The organism is Streptosporangiales bacterium, assembly GCA_009379955.1.
In the GTDB taxonomy this organism is placed as follows: Bacteria; Actinomycetota; Actinomycetes; order Streptosporangiales; family WHST01; genus WHST01.
Genome location: WHST01000222.1, coordinates 1 through 2,632, shown reverse-complemented (window position 1 = coordinate 2,632; position 2,632 = coordinate 1). Strand labels below are relative to the sequence as shown.

The 2,632-nt window shown below is 71.8% G+C and carries 2 protein-coding genes; both read right to left on the bottom strand.

Annotated features, from left to right (window positions below):
* Positions 1 to 1,268 (bottom strand): 3-phosphoshikimate 1-carboxyvinyltransferase (aroA, locus tag GEV10_32005; GenBank protein ID MQA83025.1); only part of this gene is annotated, 1,268 nt, incomplete at its 3' end.
* Between the two features lie 11 nt (positions 1,269 to 1,279).
* Complete coding sequence (locus tag GEV10_32000) at positions 1,280 to 2,392, bottom strand: YibE/F family protein (protein ID MQA83024.1); 1,113 nt, start codon at positions 2,390 to 2,392, stop codon at positions 1,280 to 1,282.
* Positions 2,393 to 2,632 lie beyond the last annotated feature (240 nt).

Sequence of the window (2,632 nt, the reverse complement as noted above, 5' to 3'; positions counted from 1 at the left end):
CAGACCTCGGCGAACTCCGGGAACGTCTTCGCCGTGGTCGCGACGTCGTCGACCTCGGTGCCCTCGACCGCGAGCCCGAGCACCGCCGCGGCGTGCGCCATCCGGTGGTCGGCGTACGTACGGAACACCCCGCCGCGCAACGGCCGCGGCGTGATAACCAGGCCGTCCGCAGTCTCCTCGACGTCGCCGCCGAGCGCGTTGATCTCGTGTGCGATGGCGGCCAGCCGGTCGGTCTCGTGCCCGCGCAGATGCGCGATCCCGCGCAACCTGGACGGCGAGCCCGCCAGAGCGCAGAGCGCGGCCAGCACCGGCGTCAGCTCGCCGACGTCGTGCAGGTCGACGTCCATTCCCGCCGGCGCGGCGCCCGTCGACTCCACCGCCAGGTCGTCTCCGACGCGCGCCACGTGTGCACCCATCTGCCCGAGCAGGTCGCGCAGCCGATCGCCGGCCTGGTCGGTCTTCGCCGGCCAGTCGTGTACGACGACCCGGCCTCCGGTGGCCAATACGGACGCTACGAACGGGGCGGCCTGCGACAGGTCGGGCTCCACGTCGACGTCCAGGGGTGCGATCGGACCGGGCTGGACCACCCAGCGGTCCGGCTCGGCGGTGTCGACGGCGACCCCGCGCTCGCGCAGCATGGCGATCGTCATGTCCACATGGGGCTGGGACGGGAACGGCTTGCCGTCGTGCCGCAGGTCGAGCCCTTCGTCGTACCGCGCCCCCGCCAGCACGAGTCCCGACACGAACTGGCTGGAGGCCGAGGCGTCGATCGTCACCACGCCGCCGCGCACGGACCCGTGCCCCTGGATTGCGAACGGCGGGCTCGCACCGCCGCCGTCGTCGACCCGAACCCCGAGCGCACGCAATGCATTGAGCAGCTCGCCCATGGGGCGTTCGCGCGCTCGCGGGTCGCCGTCGAACCGGACCGTCGCGTCGGCCAGTGCGGCGACGGGAGGGACGAACCGCATGACGGTACCGGCCAGCCCGCAGTCGACCTCCGCGTCCGCGCCGGTGCGACCGGGCCGGATCCGCCACTCGCCGCCGCCGTCGTCGGCGGCGGCGATCTCGGTTCCGAGGGCGCGCAGGGCGGCGGCCATCAGGTCGGTGTCCCGGGCCCGGAGCGGGCGGCGCACGACGCTCGGCCCACTGGCCAGCGCGGCCAGGACCAGCGCCCGGTTGGTGATTGATTTCGAACCCGGCAGCCGAATCGCGGCCCGGATCGGGGCACCGGCGTACGGCGCGGGCCAGGGCTGCGTCGACTCGTTCATCGGCTCCGAGCCTACTGCCGCGTCACCCGGCACGCTGGCGGGCGAGGCGTACCCGCCTGGCCCGCCAGCGTGCCGGCGACGATGGCCGCGATCGCCGTAGTGATGGGTACGGCGGCGATGATGCCCAGGCTGCCGACCAGGGCGCGCACCACCTCCTGAGCGACCATCTCGGTTCCGACGGCGTCCCTGACCTTCACGTCCGCGGCCGCGAACAGCAGCATTAGAGGCAGGCTCGCGCCGACGTACGCCAGCACCAGGGTGTTGACCGTCGAGGACACGTGCGCGCGGCCGATCCGCATCCCCTGTGCGAACAGCGACGGGCGCGAGGTGTACGGGTTGGCCGCCGCGAGCTCCCACACCGCCGACGCCTGTGTGACGGTCACGTCGTCCAGTACGCCCAGTGCGCCGATCACCAGCCCGGCCAGCAGCAGACCGCGCATGTCGATCTCGCCACCGAACATGCTGAGGAACTGCACGCTCTCGTCCATGTATCCGGTGAAATGGCCCACGGTGGTGAACACAGCGCCGAGCGCACCGGCCAGGACCAGAGCGCCGAGCGTGCCGACCAGCGCGACGCTGGTACGCGCGCTGAGGCCGTGTGCGAGATACAGCGTGAGAATCATGATCGCGGACGCCGTCACGGTCGCGACCGCGAGCGGCGCGCTACCGGCGAGCAGGGCCGGCAGTGTGAAGAAGATGATGACCAGCAAGGAGATTCCGAGGCCGGCCAGCGAGCCCATCCCGCGCAGGCGGGACAGGATCAGGACGCCGACAACGAACAGGCCGGCCAGCAGGAGCAGCGGGCGGGTGCGGTCGAAGTCGATGAACGAGTAGCGCTCGTCCATCGATGCGTTCGCCCGGTAGCCGAGTACGACTCGGTCGCCGACCTCGAACGTGGGCGCCTGCTCACCGAAGGCGAGCGACGCCTCGACCGTGTCCGGCGCGTCCGGCCCCTCGCTGAGCCGCACCGAGGCTGCGAGGCAGTCGGGTGGCGACTGGCGGTCTTCGCATCGGTGCAGGTCGGTGATCTCGCCGTGCGCTCGCTCGACGGCGTACCCCTGCGGCGCCCGCACCTCGGCCTCGGACGGCCACAGAACGACGACACCGAAAACGGTCGCCGCCACCAGCGGTACGAGCAGGCACGCGAGGACGATGCGAACTCCTGACGGTGCGCCGCCGAGACCGTCGCCTGCGCGATGGGAGCGGGACGGATTCACTCCGGTTCAGCCGGGATCATCCGCCGTGTAGCCCGTCGACGTCGCGAGCCACGTCACGCGCTTTCGCCGTCACGACGCCCAGGTGTCCGAGTTGTTGCGCGTCTTCGGATCCTCTTCGTCACTGAGGATGTCGACCGTGGCCGTCGT